Raw genomic sequence first — 13802 nt, 5'->3', positions numbered from 1 at the left:
CCGCTTATGCGGGGCCCACGGGTACGTCGATCCAGATGGTCTTGATCTCGGTGTACTGGTCGTGCGCCCAGATCGACTTGTCACGGCCGCCGAACCCGGACGCCTTGTAACCGCCGAACGGCGTCGTCACGTCGCCTTCGCCGAAGCAGTTGACGGTCACGACGCCCGCGCGGATCTCGCGCGACAGCCGGATCGCCTGGTTCAGGCTGCCGGTGTAGACCGAAGCGGCGAGCCCGTACACCGAGTCGTTGGCCAGCGTGATCGCTTCGCCGATGTCGGTGAACGTCGTCACCGACAGGACCGGGCCGAAGATCTCCTCGCGGAACAGCCGGCTGTGCGGGCTCACGCCGTCCACCACGGTCGGTTCGACGAAAATGCCGCCGTCGGTCTGGCCGCCGAACGCAACCTTCAAGCGTTCCGCGCCGGCCTGCTCGAGGTACGAGCGCACTTTCTCGAAGTGGGCCTTGCTGACCATCGCGCCGATCCGGTGCGCCGGGTCGAGCGGGTTGCCCATCGTCCATTCGCGCATGTGCGTGCCGATACGCCGCAGCAGTTCGTCCTTGATGTCGGCATGAACGATCAGCCGCGACGACGCCGAGCAGTTTTCGCCCATGTTCCAGAACGCGCCGTTGACGATGTGCTGCGCGACCGCGTCGAGATCGGGCGCATCGGGCAGCACGACCGCCGGATTCTTGCCGCCGCACTCTAGCACGATGCGCTTCAGGTTGGATTCGGCCGCGTACGTGAGGAACTTCCGCCCGGTATCCGTCGACCCGGTGAAGCTCACCATGTCGACGTCCGCATGACGGCCCAGCGGCTCGCCGACTTCCTTGCCGCCGCCCGGCAGCACGTTGAAGACGCCGGCCGGCACGCCGGCTTCGTGCGCGAGTTCCGCGACGCGCAGCGCCGTGAGCGTGGTTTCCTTGGCCGGCTTGACCACGATCGAGCAGCCGGCCGCGAGCGACGGGCCGATCTTCCACGCGAGCATCAGCAGCGGAAAATTCCACGGCAGCACGAGGCCGACGACGCCGATCGGCTCGCGCACGACGAGCGCCAGCGCGTTGCCGCCGACGGGGGCCGTGTTGTCGTAGATCTTGTCGATCAGCTCGGCGTGCCAGCGGATCGTATGAATCGTCTCCGGCACGTCGGTGTTCTGGCATTCGCGGATCGGCTTGCCGCTGTCGAGGCTTTCCATCGTCGCGAGTTCGTGCGCGTGCTGCTCGAGCAGGTCGGCAAACTTCAGCAGGACGGCCTTGCGTTGCGACGGCGCCAGCTTGCGCCAGCGACCGTCCTCGAACGCCTGCCGTGCATGGGCGACCGCGAGGTCGACGTCGGCCGCATTACACGCGCCAATCTGCGCGAGGACGGCGTCGGTGGCCGGATTGACGGTCGCGAACGTGTCGCCGGAGCTGGCCTGGCGGAATGCGCCGTCGATGAACGGCCCGGTCGGGAAGCGCAACGCCGCGGCCAGCGCCGCGTATTCGGACGCGCTGAGCAGGTCGGTCATCAGGCTTGGCCTCCGGTGACGGAGGCGACTTCACGCTTGATCCCGGCCACGATCGCGGCCAGCGCCTGCTTTTCCGGTTCGTCGAGCCCGCGCAGCGGTGCGCGCACGCCGCCCGCGCGCAGCCCCACGAGTTCGCAACCGTACTTGATCGACTGCACGAACTTGCCGCCTTCGAGGAAATCCATCAGCGGCATCATCGCGGACATGATCCGGCGCCCCTTGTCGAAGTCCTTCTCGATCGCGCACGCCTGGTACAGCGCGATATGCTCGGCCGGCAGGAAGTTCGAGCCCGCGCAGACCCAGCTGCGCGCGCCCCACGCGAAGAATTCCAGCGCCTGGTCGTCCCAGCCGCACGACACGCTGATGTTCGGGAACTCGCGTACCAGCATGTGCAGCTGGCCCGTCTGGCCCGAGCTTTCCTTGATCGCGACGATGTTCTTCGACGCGTCGCAGACGGTGCGGAAGAATTCTCGGTCCATCGACACGCTCATCCGGCCCGGGTAGTTGTACAGCATGATCGGCAGGCCGGCCGCGCGATCGATCTCCAGCGCGTGCGCGGCATTCTCCTGCTGCGTGGGCAGCGCGTAGGGCGGCGAGCCGACCAGGATCGCGTCGGCGCGCACGGCCTTGGCCGCCTTCGCGTATTCGACGGAATCCTCGGTGCGCACCGCGCCGGTGCCGATCACGAGCGGCACGCGCGAGCCGATCACTTCACGCGCCCAGGCGCCGAGGTCGAAGCGCTCCTGCGCGGTGTGCGCATAGTATTCGCCGGTCGAGCCGCCGATGATGATGCCGTGCACGCCGGCCGCGATCAGCGATTCGATCACGTCGGCGAATGCGGTCTTGTCGATCTGGCCGGCGGCGTTCAGGGGCGTGATGGCCGGGGTGTAGATGCCTTCGAAATTCATGATGTTCTTCCGCGGAAAGGGAAACGGTCGGGTTGACGAACGGTGTGCCGTTGCGAGCGCAGCGGCGCACCGGTGATGGGATTAGTGGTTGAGCGAAGCGGCCTCTTGCAGGCTGAGCGAGCGCGTTTCGGGCGCCAGCGCGAGCGATGCGATCAGCCCGACGAACGAGACGGCCGCCGCCGCGTACATCGTGTTGCCGATGCCGACGGTTTGCAGCGCGATCGGCACGAGCCAGGTGCCGACCGCCGCGCCGATGCGTGACAGCGAGGCGTCCATGCCGACCGCGAATGCGCGGATGTCGGTCGGGAAGATTTCATTCGGGTACACGAGCTGCAGCACCTGCGCGCCGCCGATCAGCACCGCATACGCACCGAACAGCACGAGGATCAGCACCGCCGAGCCGCCGGAGCACGCGCCGAGGGCCAGCAGCGCGAGGCCCGACCACAGGAAGCTGTGGATCACCATCGCGCGGCGACCGAGTTCGTTGATGAGCCACGTCGCGATGATGCAGCCGACCACGAACAGCAACGTGATGGCCACGGAGCCGAGCGATTCCCACTTGCCGGTCAGGTGCAGCGCTTCGAGCACGCGCGGCGCGAACGAGTAGACGGCGAACACGGGAATCACGGAGCAGCTCCAGAACACCGACACGAACAGCATTCGCTTGCCGTAGCCCGAGTGCAGCAGTGCCCACAGCGAGATCTTCTTTTCGGTTTGCTCTTCCGGCAGGTTCTTCACCGAGAACGACGGGCCGTAGACTTTCCGGATCACGCTGTCCGCTTCCGCCACACGGCCCTTGCTGAGCAGCCAGCGCGGCGATTCGGGCGTGCCGATGCGCACGACGAACAGCGCGAGACCGATCACGGCCGGGCTGGCCAGCACCCAGCGCCATGCATCGGGGCCGCCGCTGCCGAGGATGATGTTGCCGACGATGTACGCGAGCGCCGCGCCGAAGAACCAGATGATCGTCAGCATCGCGAGGCGCGGTCCGCGATACTTGCGCGGCATGAATTCGACAAGCAGCGAGCCGGCGACCGGGTATTCGATGCCCACGCCGATACCGATCAGGAAGCGCAGCACGAACAGCGCTTCGCCCGACTGGACCCAAAACTGCGCGAGCGAGCAGACGAAGAAGATCACCGGGCCGAAGAAGTAGGGCTTCTGCCGCCCGAGCCGGTCGCTGAGCCAGCCGCCGATGAAGCCGCCGAAGAAGATGCCGATCAGCGCGGACGCGGCGACCATGCCTTGCCAGAAGCCGGTCAGGCCGAGTGCGTCGGAAAACTGCACCATCGCGACGCCGATGATGCTCAGCACGTAGCCGTCCATGAGCCAGCCGCCGCCCGAGCGGATCGTGAGCAACTGGTGGAATCCATTGAGCGGAACATCCTCGATGGAAACGTGATGCGTTGACATTGCCTGTCTCCTTCCATGAAATTGCGCACGGAACACCGTCGCGCGATCTATTGATATGGTCTACTAAGCGTGATGCATGAATCGGTATCGTTGTTAGGGTGCTTCCTGGCGGGGTTACGCTCGTCGCGGCCCGGTCAGCTTTCGAGTCCCGCCTTGCGCTGCCCCCACCAGAGCGTCGAGTTGACGCCGATCGACAGGAACGGCTCCGGCGGGGTGCGGTTCGGTCCGGATGTTTCCAGCAGGAAATCGGCCAGCTCGCTGCGCTTGCCGGCCAGCCAGTCGGCGAGCAGCGTGCCCGTCACGGTACCGCGCGTGATGCCGAGGCCGTTGCAGCACAGCGCGCCGTAGACGTTCGGCGCAAGCTGCCCGAAGAATCCCTTGTGGTTCTGCGACAGCGCCAGCGAACCGCTCCACGTGTACTCGAACTCGACGTCCGGCAGCATCGGGAAGCGGCGTTCGAACGACAGCCGGTGCCGGTCGGCGAAACGCGGCAGGTACTTTTCGCGCGGGCGGCCGTCGGGGTTGAAGCTGAAGCTGTTGCGCACCAGGATGCGGTTGTCGTGCGTGCGGCGCAGCGTGCTGCCGAACGGGTCTGCCGGAATCACGCCCCAGAACGGCTTGCCGCCCAGTTGCGCCTGTTCGGCACCGGTCAGCGGGCGCGTCAGGCTCGCATACAGGAAGACCGGCAGCATCGTGTGCTGCAGGAAGCCGAAGCGCATGCCGAACGCGTTGTTCGCGAGCACCAGCTGGTCGACCGTGATCCGGCCGTGGCGGTGCGCGAGTACGATCCTGTCGCCGTACTCGACGTCGGTGATCGGCGTGTGCTCGTACAGCGTCACGTTCGGCGGCAGGCAGTCGGCCAGCCCCTTGACGAGCGCCGACGGCTGGATCAGCACGGTGCCCGGCGTGAACAGCGCCTTCCGGTAGAACGACGTGCCGATATGCGCAGGCAGATCCTTGGCCTCGATCATTTCGTACGGCTGGCCGAGCTTGTCGAGACCGCGGCGGTAGGCGTCGAGCACGGCGATCCCGCGTGGCTCCACGGCCGCCTGGTATTTCCCGGACGCGCTCATCGCGCAATCGATGCCGTGCTCGGCGACGAGCCGGCGCAGGATCGTCTGGCCGAGCACGTTCAGCTTCAGCGTCGTCCGGGCGGTGGGGATGTCGCCGATGTAGTCGTCGGCGCCGATGTCGTGCGGCAGGTCGATCGCGAAACCGGCGTTGCGACCCGAGGTGCCGAAGCCGACTTCCTGGGCGTCGACCAGGACGATCTCGTCATCCGGAAAATTCAGCGCGAGCTGCCGCGCGGCGGCCAGGCCGGTGAAACCCGCACCGACGACGGCCCAGCGCGCGCTGGATTCCCCGCGGTGCGATGGCCTGGGCTGACGCTGCCGGCTGGTGTGGTACCAGCCGCACATCCTGTCGTCGGCTGGAAGCGATGTGACCTTATGCATTCCTAAATCCAATATCGGTAAAGAGTCATGATCGATGGCATGAGAAGGCGGCGCACGTGAAAGCGTGCGCCGTCTGGTGCGGCCGTTAAAACTGGATCGGTACGTCGAGGCCTTCCGGAATCACGTACTCGGCCATGCGGCGGCGCGACAGCTCCATGTGGCTGCGGACCAGCTCGCCGGCGCGCTGCGCATCGCGCTGCGCAATCGCTTCGATGATCTCGTCGTGCTGCCTGACGGCGGTTTCCAGGTCCTGCTGCATGTCGCTCGTCTCCGGCGAGCGATAGAAAATCTTGCCGAGGCGGGCGTGATCGATCAGCACGCGGCGCAGGCTCGGCATCAGGTAGGCGTTGCGCGCGATCCGGCCGATCTCGAAGTGGAACGCATCGTTCTGCAGCACGCGCGCCTGCAGGTCGTTCTCCTCGATCGCGGTGCGAAACTGCGCCTGGATCGCCTTCAGCCGTTCCACTTCCTCCGCCGTCGCGTGGCTGGCCGCCAGCTGGGTCGTCGCGACGTAGATCAGCGGGGCGGCCAGGAAAAAGCTGCGCAACGACTGATAACCCATCGGCGACACGCGGGCCGGCCGGTTCGGCTCGAGCTCGAGATAGCCTTCCGCCGCCATCTGGCGCATCAGTTCGCGCACCGGCGGGCGGGAGAGCCCGAATTCCTCGCTGAGCGCGAGCTCGTCGACCACGGCGCCGGGCGCGAGCTCCATGCTCACGATCCGCCGCCGCAGTGTCTCCGCCATTACGTTCTTGCGATCCGCCGAACCGCCGGATTCGGCATCCGGTGCAGCGGTCTGAAGCTTCTGTCTGGACATGATTTCATTGTCTACAAACTGTAGACACAGTTTAGGTTGAGAATAGACCAAGCAAAAATAAGGGTTTACACCTTACCTCGTCGCGCGGGTGAGGCCGGTGAGGGCGCGGGGTGGCGTGCCCTGACATGCGTAGCTTAAAGGGACGAAGCCGGGACGGCCGAATGGCGGGCATTGGCGCGGTGCCGGCTCGGCGTGTGGGGCCGATTCAGGCAAGCCGTCGAAAGGGGGCGCCGGTCATGCGTCGTCGATGTGCCAAGCCACGCCGATTGCCGTCAACGCGCGGCCGATCGAGTCGAGCATCGTGTATCGCGTCCGCCCGAGTGTCGTGGCCAGGAAGAAGCCGTCGTCGTCGGTCCACAGGCTGACCAGCGGCCAGCCGCGGGTGTCGCCACGGACTTCAAGCTGTCGTCGGTCGGGATCGATGTCGATGTCGTCATGCGCTTGCCGCAACGCATTCGCGATGGCATCGAATGCGTCGGCCGACGGGATCGTGTGGATGCGGTATTCGAAACTCATCTTCATGGGCCGATGGGGGAGGCGGGCAGTCTAGCGCGTGTCATGGCGCAACGCCCTGCAATGGGTGTGTGACAGGCGCCTGCGCGCCATCGCGGTATAGTCACGCAGCCGTCGTCGCATGCATCGAATCTCATAAGACCAACCAGAAGATCCATGTTGAATCGCTCAATGCTCGCCATTTCCGCCACCGCCTTCGCCGCGCTTTCCGGCGTCGCGCGTGCCGACGCGTCCTACCTCTACGCATCCGAAGTCACGCGCTGCACCCGGATCGAGTCCCGCGACGTGCCATATCCGGCCAGCGCGCGCCGGGCTCGGCAAAGCGGGGAGGTGACGGTCGGCGGCGTCGTGCTGCCGGACGGCACGGTGTCGGACGTGACGCTGCTGGAGAGCAGCGGGCACGCGGAACTCGATGCCGTGGTGACCGCGGCGTTCATGCGCATTCACTGTACCGCCGACGAGGGCGCACGCCCGATTCGCATGAAGGAGAAGATCACGTTCTCGCTGATGTAGCGAGCCGCCCGCATCGTGCTTTCAGAGAGGGAAGCCATGAAAGAAGTGCCGTATTTCGCGCAATGGGAATCGTCGCACCTGGTTTCGCGGTTCGTCTCCCGCGAACTGCGCTCGGAGGACGATCCGTTGTGGCATCGCTCCGGCGCGAGCACGCCGGAAGAATATGCGCAGTGGAGCCCGAGCATCTGCGGCATGGCGTGCCTGAAGATGCTGCTCGCGCACCGTTCGAATACGATCGTGCCGTTGCTCGAACTGGTACGCGAAGCCGTCGGGTTCGGCGTCTACCGGCCCGAACTCGGCGACACCGGCAAGCGCCTGCATTACCGGCCTTTCGTGCACTGGGTGCGCGAGCGGTATGGGATCGACGGCGACGTCGTGGAAGGGATCGATTCGGCCGCGCTTGAACCGAAGCTGCATGACGGCCACATGCTGATGGCATCGGTTCATCCCGGCATCCGGCACGACGGGTTCGAGCCGCCGTCGCGCGGCGGGCATATGGTGCTGGTGTTCGGCGCGAACCGCGACACCGGCGACTGGTTGTTCCACAACCCGTCCGGGTTCGACGTACGCACGCAGCAGAACGTAGCGATGCCGCGCGCGACGTTCGACCGCTATTTCGCGAACCGCGGCATCCTGATCGCTCCGTAACGTTGCGCATGCAACGAGTCGTGCTGCGTGCAGCAGCAGGCGCCCGTCGCAGCGGGCACCCGCCCGATCAGCGTTCGTTCCGCTTCTTGCTCAGTTCGATCGTCTCGAACAGCTCGTAGTCGGCGGTCGGGTGCTGGTCGGCGCCCGGTGCGTGGTAGTAGCGCATCGTGATCGTCGTGTGTCCGTCCGGCTTGCCCGGCTCGTAGTCGAACACGGCGATCCCGTAGCCGGTGCCGGTATCGCGCCGCGCGGACCAGATCGCATCCTCGAGCGCATCGGCCGGCTCGCGCACGAACGTATTGGGCGCCGTGCCCGGCACCGGCCGGTTCGGCTTCGTGAACACCTTCGCCCGCGCAAAACCGGTCGCCGGGTTCTCGCCGTACACGTCGAGCGGCGCGCTGGTGCCGCCGCCGCCGAGGATCAGGTGGATCGTGCCGTGGCTCGTGTCGAACTTCGTGCGATCCGGGTCGTTCGAGCCGACCGGGCGCGGCTGCAGCGTCTCGACGACTTCGCCGGTCGTCGCATCGACGCCCGCGCGGTGATTGCAGCCGCGCACCGGGTAGCTGCGCTCGTAGTCGTGATCGTGGCCGCACAGCACGAGGTCGACGCCGTAACGGTCGAACAGCGGCAGCCAGGCTTCGCGGATGCCCTTGTCGGAACCGTTGCCCGTCTTCGACGAACTGAGCGCGTCCTGGTGCATCTGCACGACGATCCAGTCGATGTCGTCGTCATGCGCGGCATGACGCAGCGTGTGTTCGAGCCAGCGCGTCTGCTCGCCGTTGCTGTAGCCGCGCACGTAGAACGACGTGCCGGGCTCGATCGGCGGGCGGCCCGTGCTCGCGGCCGGCACGAGCGGCGCAGGGCCGCCGACGAACGCGGCGGCGTCCTGGTACACGACGTCGTCGGCGTCGAGCGACACGAACAACACCGAACTCACGCGGAAGCTGTACCAGCGGCCCGGGAAGCGCGTGCCGTTCTCCGGCAGCGTATAGCGCGCGAGATACGAGTCGAGCCCCTGCGGGCCGTTGTTGAACTCGATCTCGTGATTGCCGGGGCACGGCATCCACGGACGATTGGCGGCCGACGTCTGGTTGTTGTTGCCGAAATCGCGCCACACCTCGGGCTGGTGCGCGGGGTTCAGGTTCGCGTAGCAGAGGTCGCCGTTCAGCAGGTGGAACAGCGGCTGGAACTGCTCGACCGCCTGCACCGCGAAGCGGCTTTGCGGCGACGACAGCACCCACGCGCCGTTCGGCGTCGCGAGATCGCCGTAGCTCGTGAAGCGGAACGGCGCGCGGCCGCGCGGCGCGGTCGAGAAATTCGCAGAGAACGGCTGCGCGGCGTTGCTGTCGTTGTCGGCCGTAATCTCGTAGCGGTAGCGCGTATTGGGCTTCAGCCCGTGTACGCGCGCGTGGTACGCGAACACGGTCTCGCCGTTCAGGCCGTCGGTGTACAGGCGCTGGACGCCGTGCACGATGCGCGGCGGCTCGCCGTCGGCGACGATGCGGGCGCGCGGATTGACGGCCGACGCGAGCGATGCCCACGAGATCACGACTTCCGACGTCGGGTCGTTGCCCCACGTCAGGTGGACCTGTTCGGGCGTGCCGTCCGGGTTCGACGCGGCGGCCCTGGCTGCCGCGAGACCGCCGGCGGCGGTGGCGAGGCCGGACACGCCGGCGAGTTTCAGGAAGCCGCGACGCGACACGGACGCGGCCGGCTCGTTCGGCTGGATCGGGGAGTTGTCCTGGTTCGACATGGTCGGTGTTTTCGTTGGTGGAGACGCGAGATGTGGAACCGCCTGGCCGTGCGCAAGCGTGGCCGGGGCGTGGGCCGGAAACGAGCGGGATCCCGGTGCCGAACATTGTCGAAGGGCAGTTTTGCCGGGTTGTGACAGCGCGGCAACCCCATACAAGCGCCGGCACATCCCCAAGCTTGCGCATCGTGGCATCCGGCCCGCGCCGACGCGCGTCCGGTTCGGTCGAAATTTTTTTGCCGACATCGCGACGGATTCCGTTCGCCCGCGCCGTTTAACGCATGAACGGCCGCTTCCGGTCGATACCCGCTACTTCGGAGTCTTTCATGAAGCTTTCCATTTCGTTGCGGTTTGCCGCGGCATGCGTGGCCGCGCTGGCTGCGTCCGCCGCCTTCGCGCAGGCCGTCATCGTCGCGCCTTACGCGCCGCCGCCGCCTCGCGTCGAAGTGATGCCGGCGCCGCGCGCGGGCTACGTGTGGGACCAGGGCCACTGGCACTGGCGGCAGGGCCGCTACGTGTGGATTCCAGGCCACTGGCAAGTGGTGCGTGTCGGTTATCACTGGGTGCCGGGCCACTGGGCCGCGCGCGGTCCGGCGTGGCGCTGGGTTCCGGGCCACTGGGCCTGATGCGCATGCCGCCGCACGGCACGCGGTGCCGGCACGGCGGCTTCTTCCCGCAACGTCATGAGTCGCAGCCATGCCTTTTCGAACCGTGGTGATCCTGGCGGCCGCAGCCATCGTGCTGGCCGGCTGTGTCGTCGTGCCGGCGCGCCCAGCCTATTACCGGCCCGCGCCGGTCGTCGTATATTGAACGCGCCGGCCGCCGCTCACGCGAACGCGTCCGGGCGGCCGGCACCCGATCGACACGATCGCCATGCGGCCTGAAACGGATGCCGATGAAACGGATCTTGCCGATGCCGTGCGCGATGCGTGCGGCGATTCCGAACCGCCGGTGTGGCGGGGCCGGGTAATGGCGCGGCGCATGCAAGGAGAGCATGACGATGAACTTCAGTCTGCCGGTGGGCGCATCGACGATCGCGCCTCGGCACAGACGCGCGATGCGCTGGAGCGCCCCGCGTTGAGCGACGGCGATCCGGACGCGGCACTGGTGGCACGGGTCGGCGCGCGCGACGCGTCGGCCGTGCGCATGCTCGTCGCGCGCAAGCTGCCGCGGCTGCTCGCGCTCGCGACGCGTATGCTCGGCGACCGCACGGAAGCCGAGGACGTCGCCCAGGAGACGTTCTTGCGGATCTGGAAACAGGCGCCGGGCTGGCGCGAAGGCGAGGCGCGGTTCGACACGTGGCTGCATCGCGTCGTGCTGAATCTGTGCTACGACCGCTTGCGCGGCCGCCGCGAGGAACCGGTCGATGTGTTGCCCGACGTGCCCGATCCGCAACCTGAGCCGGCCACCCGGGCGGAGACCCGCTCGCGCGACGCGCGCGTGCGGCAGGCGCTCGCGGCGTTGCCGGCGCGGCAACGCGAAGCGCTCGTGCTCCAGTACTATCAGGAAATGTCGAACGTGGAGGCAGCCAACCTGATGGGCATTACCGTCGACGCGCTGGAAAGCCTGCTCGCGCGCGCCCGGCGAAACTTGCGCGCGCAACTGGCCGGCGATTCACCTAGCGAGGACATCCGATGACACCCGAACGATTTCGTACCATCGTCGCCGCGTACGGCTCGGATGCGCGGCGCTGGCCGGACGGCGAGCGCGCGGCCGCCGAGGCCTGGGCGCGCACGCATCCAGGGGACGCATTGGCGGCGCTGGACGATGCCGCCGAACTCGATGCGTGGCTCGCCAACGATACGGTCGCACCGCCCGCGCAGGCGCTCGTCGAGCGCATCGTCGCGACGGCGCCCGCACCGCGCCGCGCGCGGCGGCGGTGGGCCGTGTGGTGGTCGGGCGCGGCATTCGCGGGCGTGGGCCTGGCCGGCGCGCTCGCGGGCGCGGTGGCCGTGTCGATGCTGATGCTCGGCAGCGTGCCGCCTTCGCATGAGCCCGGCTATCTGACAACGACGTTCGGCGGACCGAGCGTGGACTGGAGTGATGAATGAGTGAGCGTGGCTGGAAATTCATCCTCGTCGGTTCGGTCGTGCTGAACGTATTCATGCTCGGCGCGATCGGCGGCGGCGCGTATCAGTGGTTCTCGACGCATCGCGACCTGCGGGCCGCGGGCGCACCGGCGTCGCGCACCGCATTGCGTTTCGCCGCGGACGAATTGCCGGATACGCGCCAGCAGGCATTCGCCGCGGCACTGAAGGCGGCGCGCAAGGACGGCCGCGATTTCGCGCGGGAAGGGCGCGACGGCCGGATCACCGTGCTGGACCTGCTCGCCGCGCCGCAACTCGATCGGACGGCGATCGACGCCGCGCTCGACCGCACGCGTGCGGCCGATACCGCGCTGCGTGCGCAGGTCGAGCGCAGCGTCGTCGATTTCGCGGCGACGCTGACGCCGGACGAGCGCGCGAAGTTCGTCGACGGGTTGCGGCGTAGCGGTAACTGGCGGCTGCCGCCGAAGTTGCAGAAGCAACAGGGCGACGCGGCGAGCAAGTAAGCAAACGCCGCGCGGGCGACGTGCGGCGGCATGCCGTTTCAGTGATGCGCAATGCGTACGCGGAAGGCATGGCCGTCCATGCTGGCAGGCAGGTGACAGCGAAGGATTACAAGAGGCAACCGCGACTGCACCACGCGGCGCGCACGTTCAACGAGCGAGCATCCACGCGGAGATCGCGTCGACCACGCCGCTCTCCAGGCCATTGAAGCCGTGATAGGCAAACGCCTCGCACGGATCGCCCCGGGACGTGCCGCCCGACACGATCATCAGGTCGGATTTAGGCGACTGGTCCAGCTTCTTCATCAGCGTATCCGTTTCGGACACCGGACAATTCCTGCAGCCGTCTTTCTCGTGATGCACGACGAGCACCGGAATCCTGAGGCTGGCAAGGTCCATGTCCGTGACCGCGGTACCGCCTCGATCTTCGCGAAGGATGGTGGACGTCAGCACGATACCGTCGGGCCCGCCGCCGCCGGCCAGCGCAATCGCAATGGCCGCGGCGGACTGGGTGCCGCGGCTCGTTCCGACCAGCCAGACCGGTACGTGGAGTTGCTCCCTCAACCAGGCGATCACCGCACGCGCGTCGTCGGCATGTTCCTTTGAAAGTCGAAAGCCGTTGAGATAGGGCGCGGATTGGCGGTCGCTCGGCGCATCGATGACCGCGACCGCGATGCCGTCATTCACGAACCGCTGCCGGGTGCGGACGAGAAAGTTGCCTGCGCCCCATCCGAATCGTCCGGATGGATCCAGCTGCAGTCCGCCGTGTCCGCCGGCATAGAGAATGGCCGCGGCCTTCGGCGCGTCGGGCGCGATGTAGAGAAACCGTTGGGTCACGCCGGGACGGGTCGGAATATCGACGACCTTGGGCGGGTTCTGCGCATGCGCCGAATAGCCGTGCAGCGTCAGTGCGACCGCAAGCAGCCACGCGCGGGTCCAGCGCGAAGGCGGGCGCATCGGAGCGAAATAACGAAACCGCGTACGCAGGCTGGCGGGAAGCGTGGGCATCGTAGCGGTGGCTGGCGCATTCCGCCGCGGCGGGCCGGAATGCGGCAGCTTCTCCTGGTCAATGTCGTGGCGCCGCGTCGACGCGAAGCGTACCGAGCCGTGGCTGCCCGAATGCGCGTATTCGTTCCGACGCACGGCGCTCAATGCGATTCGACGAACTGAATGATTTCGCCGTTGTCGCGCTTGAGATAGAGGTCGTCGCCCTTCACGCGAACGTCGTTGCACGAGTACGGGATCTTGCGGCCCTTGCTGCAGATCTTGCCGTCCTCGGCCTTCCAGTCGCCGTGATCGGCAAACCCCTGGCTCGACTTGAAATCGTAGTCGCCGCTGTTGCCGTACTGGACATGCCACTGGGTACCGTCCGCCAGTTTGATCTGAATGCACGTCAAACCTCGTCCTTCAGGGCGGGGGAGGATAGCGCGGACGCCGTAGGCATCCTTCCGGGCTGCTAGTGGGGCGTTTTCTGTTGGTCGATGTATTTGCGAACGATTTCGACAGGCGCTCCGCCACAACTTCCGGCAATGTAAGACAGAGACCACGGCGCGCCGCCCCACAGCTTTTTACGAATGCTCGAGTAGCACTTGAAAGACGTAATTGCGACCACGTCGAATGGCTTGACTCGCTCTTGTGGGCCAGACATACAATCGTCCGATGCGACGACTCCAGGCCTTCAAGTTCGAACTGATGCCGAACGGCGAGCAGCAGCGCGATATGCGCCGCTTC

The 13802-nt window shown here is 66.9% G+C and carries 16 protein-coding genes and 1 pseudogene; 7 read left to right on the top strand and 10 right to left on the bottom strand.

The genetic code is table 11. The features are described from left to right. Positions 1-4: 4 nt before the first annotated feature. From G3N61_RS07010 to G3N61_RS06985, 6 genes are all read right to left on the bottom strand, one after another. Positions 5-1507: an aldehyde dehydrogenase gene (locus G3N61_RS07010; protein ID WP_205821947.1), complete on the bottom strand. Its 1503-nt coding sequence runs from the start codon at positions 1505-1507 to the stop codon at positions 5-7. Beyond that, positions 1507-2415 carry a dihydrodipicolinate synthase family protein gene (locus G3N61_RS07005; protein WP_205821946.1) on the bottom strand — a complete coding sequence of 303 codons (909 nt, stop codon included), beginning with the start codon at positions 2413-2415 and terminating at the stop codon, positions 1507-1509. The genes G3N61_RS07010 and G3N61_RS07005 overlap by 1 nt, the downstream gene beginning before the upstream one ends. 81 nt (positions 2416-2496) lie before the next feature. Beyond that, positions 2497-3828 (bottom strand): MFS transporter, encoded by a 1332-nt coding sequence (locus tag G3N61_RS07000; protein WP_205821945.1) that lies wholly within the window; start codon positions 3826-3828, stop codon positions 2497-2499. Between the two features lie 134 nt (positions 3829-3962). Then, on the bottom strand, positions 3963-5282 hold the full coding sequence (locus G3N61_RS06995; protein WP_089452791.1) for an FAD-binding oxidoreductase: 1320 nt from the start codon (positions 5280-5282) through the stop codon (positions 3963-3965). Positions 5283-5367: 85 nt separating this feature from the next. Further along, on the bottom strand, positions 5368-6099 hold the full coding sequence (locus G3N61_RS06990; protein WP_043191002.1) for a GntR family transcriptional regulator: 732 nt from the start codon (positions 6097-6099) through the stop codon (positions 5368-5370). Positions 6100-6333: 234 nt separating this feature from the next. Next, positions 6334-6621, bottom strand: a complete 288-nt coding sequence (locus G3N61_RS06985; RefSeq protein ID WP_089452792.1) for a hypothetical protein — start codon at positions 6619-6621, stop codon at positions 6334-6336. A gap of 162 nt (positions 6622-6783) precedes the next feature. Between G3N61_RS06985 and G3N61_RS06980 the strand changes: the two genes are divergently transcribed. Together G3N61_RS06980 and G3N61_RS06975 are read left to right on the top strand one after the other, a co-directional pair. Then, a complete protein-coding gene (locus G3N61_RS06980) occupies positions 6784-7125 on the top strand; it encodes an energy transducer TonB (RefSeq protein ID WP_205821944.1) in 342 nt (113 codons plus the stop codon). 36 nt (positions 7126-7161) lie between these two features. Next, positions 7162-7773 (top strand): hypothetical protein, encoded by a 612-nt coding sequence (locus tag G3N61_RS06975; RefSeq protein ID WP_205821943.1) that lies wholly within the window; start codon positions 7162-7164, stop codon positions 7771-7773. A 67-nt stretch (positions 7774-7840) separates the two neighbouring features. Here the strand turns inward: G3N61_RS06975 and G3N61_RS06970 are convergent, their stop codons facing one another. Then, positions 7841-9526, bottom strand: coding sequence for a metallophosphoesterase family protein (locus G3N61_RS06970; RefSeq protein WP_205821942.1), 1686 nt, complete (start codon positions 9524-9526; stop codon positions 7841-7843). A gap of 323 nt (positions 9527-9849) precedes the next feature. On the opposite strand from G3N61_RS06970, the gene G3N61_RS06965 reads away from it, so the two are divergent. The 4 genes from G3N61_RS06965 to G3N61_RS06950 all read left to right on the top strand — a co-directional run bounded on the left by G3N61_RS06965 (position 9850) and on the right by G3N61_RS06950 (position 12074). Beyond that, positions 9850-10149 (top strand): YXWGXW repeat-containing protein, encoded by a 300-nt coding sequence (locus tag G3N61_RS06965; protein ID WP_205821941.1) that lies wholly within the window; start codon positions 9850-9852, stop codon positions 10147-10149. Positions 10150-10396: 247 nt separating this feature from the next. After that, positions 10397-11161, top strand: coding sequence for an RNA polymerase sigma factor (locus G3N61_RS06960; protein WP_205821940.1), 765 nt, complete (start codon positions 10397-10399; stop codon positions 11159-11161). Further along, a complete protein-coding gene (locus G3N61_RS06955) occupies positions 11158-11574 on the top strand; it encodes a hypothetical protein (protein ID WP_205821939.1) in 417 nt (138 codons plus the stop codon). Before G3N61_RS06960 ends, G3N61_RS06955 begins: the two co-directional genes overlap by 4 nt. Beyond that, a complete protein-coding gene (locus tag G3N61_RS06950; RefSeq protein WP_205821938.1) occupies positions 11571-12074 on the top strand; it encodes a periplasmic heavy metal sensor in 504 nt (167 codons plus the stop codon). The genes G3N61_RS06955 and G3N61_RS06950 overlap by 4 nt, the downstream gene beginning before the upstream one ends. A 147-nt stretch (positions 12075-12221) precedes the next feature. On the opposite strand, the gene G3N61_RS06945 is transcribed toward G3N61_RS06950, so the two are convergent. The 3 genes and pseudogenes from G3N61_RS06945 to G3N61_RS06935 all read right to left on the bottom strand — a co-directional run. Further along, entirely contained in the window at positions 12222-13214 is a 993-nt protein-coding gene (locus G3N61_RS06945; RefSeq protein ID WP_244912096.1) for an alpha/beta hydrolase, read from the bottom strand. Between the two features lie 5 nt (positions 13215-13219). After that, positions 13220-13468: a hypothetical protein gene (locus G3N61_RS06940; protein ID WP_089452799.1), complete on the bottom strand. Its 249-nt coding sequence runs from the start codon at positions 13466-13468 to the stop codon at positions 13220-13222. 59 nt (positions 13469-13527) lie between these two features. Beyond that, a pseudogene (locus G3N61_RS06935) lies at positions 13528-13647 on the bottom strand (transposase); the annotation flags it as partial. 83 nt (positions 13648-13730) lie between these two features. Here G3N61_RS06935 and G3N61_RS06930 point away from each other — a divergent pair. Further along, on the top strand, positions 13731-13802 hold a 72-nt coding region (locus tag G3N61_RS06930; RefSeq protein WP_205821988.1), incomplete at its 3' end, for a helix-turn-helix domain-containing protein.

Source organism: Burkholderia sp. Ac-20349 (genome assembly GCF_017104865.1).
GTDB lineage: Bacteria > Pseudomonadota > Gammaproteobacteria > Burkholderiales > Burkholderiaceae > Burkholderia > Burkholderia aenigmatica.
The sequence above is the reverse complement of the archived record's forward strand: the minus strand, read 5'-3'. Positions and strand labels throughout refer to the sequence as shown.

What these genes read in the sequence shown, in the direction of transcription:
- G3N61_RS06970 (WP_205821942.1), bottom strand. Translation starts at nt 9,526, where the DNA reads ATGTCGAACCAGGACAACTCCCCGATCCAGCCGAACGAGCCGGCCGCG.
- G3N61_RS06990 (WP_043191002.1), bottom strand. Translation starts at nt 6,099, where the DNA reads ATGTCCAGACAGAAGCTTCAGACCGCTGCACCGGATGCCGAATCCGGC.
- G3N61_RS06975 (WP_205821943.1), top strand. Translation starts at nt 7,162, where the DNA reads ATGAAAGAAGTGCCGTATTTCGCGCAATGGGAATCGTCGCACCTGGTT.
- G3N61_RS07005 (WP_205821946.1), bottom strand. Translation starts at nt 2,415, where the DNA reads ATGAATTTCGAAGGCATCTACACCCCGGCCATCACGCCCCTGAACGCC.
- G3N61_RS06965 (WP_205821941.1), top strand. Translation starts at nt 9,850, where the DNA reads ATGAAGCTTTCCATTTCGTTGCGGTTTGCCGCGGCATGCGTGGCCGCG.
- G3N61_RS06955 (WP_205821939.1), top strand. Translation starts at nt 11,158, where the DNA reads ATGACACCCGAACGATTTCGTACCATCGTCGCCGCGTACGGCTCGGAT.
- G3N61_RS06960 (WP_205821940.1), top strand. Translation starts at nt 10,397, where the DNA reads ATGCGGCCTGAAACGGATGCCGATGAAACGGATCTTGCCGATGCCGTG.
- G3N61_RS06995 (WP_089452791.1), bottom strand. Translation starts at nt 5,282, where the DNA reads ATGCATAAGGTCACATCGCTTCCAGCCGACGACAGGATGTGCGGCTGG.
- G3N61_RS06980 (WP_205821944.1), top strand. Translation starts at nt 6,784, where the DNA reads ATGCTCGCCATTTCCGCCACCGCCTTCGCCGCGCTTTCCGGCGTCGCG.
- G3N61_RS06950 (WP_205821938.1), top strand. Translation starts at nt 11,571, where the DNA reads ATGAGTGAGCGTGGCTGGAAATTCATCCTCGTCGGTTCGGTCGTGCTG.
- G3N61_RS07000 (WP_205821945.1), bottom strand. Translation starts at nt 3,828, where the DNA reads ATGTCAACGCATCACGTTTCCATCGAGGATGTTCCGCTCAATGGATTC.
- G3N61_RS06985 (WP_089452792.1), bottom strand. Translation starts at nt 6,621, where the DNA reads ATGAAGATGAGTTTCGAATACCGCATCCACACGATCCCGTCGGCCGAC.
- G3N61_RS07010 (WP_205821947.1), bottom strand. Translation starts at nt 1,507, where the DNA reads ATGACCGACCTGCTCAGCGCGTCCGAATACGCGGCGCTGGCCGCGGCG.